Origin of the sequence: Burkholderia sp. E168m23, from assembly GCF_016586125.1 — a bacterium.
Classification (GTDB): domain Bacteria; phylum Pseudomonadota; class Gammaproteobacteria; order Burkholderiales; family Burkholderiaceae; genus Burkholderia; species Burkholderia orbicola.
This window is the reverse complement of sequence record NZ_BCPP01001370.1, coordinates 1-1,337: the sequence shown is the minus strand read 5'-3', so window position 1 is coordinate 1,337 and position 1,337 is coordinate 1. Positions and strand designations below refer to the sequence as shown.

Genomic DNA, 1,337 nt, shown 5'->3' with positions numbered 1-1,337 from the left:
CGTCGTCGTTCCTGTTGCTCGCGCGCTGCGGGCACATGCCGCACCGCGAGCGGACGGACGACGTGCTGGCCGCTGTCGCGACGCTGCTGCGCGACGCGGGCGCCTGAGCGTTCGTCATCGCCAGCGGGCGGATGCCCGCCGGCCGTCAGAACGAAAGCTGGATCGCGAGATCGATCGCCAGCAGTACGATCGATAGACCGATGCCGAGAATCACGTTCGGCAAGCGGTGCTCGAAATCGCGATGATCCTTGCGCATCGCCGCGCCGAGCAGAAAGATCGCCTCGACGACGATCTGCAGTCCGACGAACAGCAGCATCAGCAGATACTCGTAACCCATCTGCTTGAACGCGACGAATTGCATCCCGTGATCGCGAATCCACTGGCCGACGCGCAGCAGCTCGTAGACGAACAGCAACGCGGGGAACAGGTAACTGATGAAGTAGGTCGGCGCGGTGGCGTGCCGTAGTTCGGGGTGGAAGTGCTGATGCGTGGTAGCCATCACAACCCTCCTTGCAACGCGTGATTGCGGTCGCGACGGCGGCGCGTGTCGCGTGCGAACGACGGGATTACCCGATGCACAGTGCGCAGCCGTACGACATGAGCATACTGCTGCGCGGGAAATTTGGCATGCGAAGTGTGGGTTCGTTGTAACAAAATGTGTGCGCCACGCGACGCGTCGGCTGCGTCACCGCTTCGCTTCCGCGCCTTCGATGAACAGCTTCGCGACCGATTGAAACTCCCGTTTCAGCGACAGCCCCGGCACGGTCAGCCAGCGCAGCATCGCCGCGAGATACAGGTGATGGAACCACGTCGCGAGCTGATCGGCCCGCAGCGCCGCATTCAGTTCGCCGGATTGCTGACCGGCGGCGATCAGTTGCTGCCACACCAGTGCGATGTCGCTGCCATTCTCTCCCGCACGCTCCGGTTCGGCTGCGCCGATGCTCAGGAAACGGTGCCGCAGGTACGCGAGCAGGTACACCGGATGTTGTTCGCACCACGCTGCCGACGCGTCGAGCACGCAACCCATGCGCGATGCAAAGGTCTTGCGCCGCGCGACGTCGCGCTGCAGATACGCGAGATCGCGCGCGAGTTCGCCTTCGAGCCAGTGCGCGAGCACGGCTTCCTTCGTCGGAAAGTGGTTGTACAGCGTCCGTTTCGCGACATCGGCCTCGGCGGCGATCTGCTCCATCGTGACGGCCTCGTAGCCGTGCGCATCGAACAGGCGTGCGCCGGTCCCGGCGAGATGCGCGAGCATCTGGATGCGTTTGCGCGCGCGGCGGCCCGGATCGTCGGTCGGAATCGTCATGGCAGGGCGGTTGACTGAAAGTGTACGAATT

General features: G+C 64.1%; 2 protein-coding genes and 1 pseudogene. 1 reads left to right on the top strand and 2 read right to left on the bottom strand.

The genetic code is table 11. The features are described from left to right. Positions 1-107 (top strand): annotated as a pseudogene (locus JMF90_RS37375) (alpha/beta hydrolase); the annotation flags it as partial. 38 nt (positions 108-145) lie between these two features. Here the strand turns inward: JMF90_RS37375 and JMF90_RS37370 are convergent. Both JMF90_RS37370 and JMF90_RS37365 read right to left on the bottom strand, forming a co-directional pair. Further along, on the bottom strand, positions 146-499 hold the full coding sequence (locus JMF90_RS37370; protein WP_011548287.1) for a hypothetical protein: 354 nt from the start codon (positions 497-499) through the stop codon (positions 146-148). Between the two features lie 186 nt (positions 500-685). Beyond that, positions 686-1,306 carry a TetR/AcrR family transcriptional regulator gene (locus JMF90_RS37365; protein ID WP_011548286.1) on the bottom strand — a complete coding sequence of 207 codons (621 nt, stop codon included), beginning with the start codon at positions 1,304-1,306 and terminating at the stop codon, positions 686-688. Positions 1,307-1,337 lie beyond the last annotated feature (31 nt).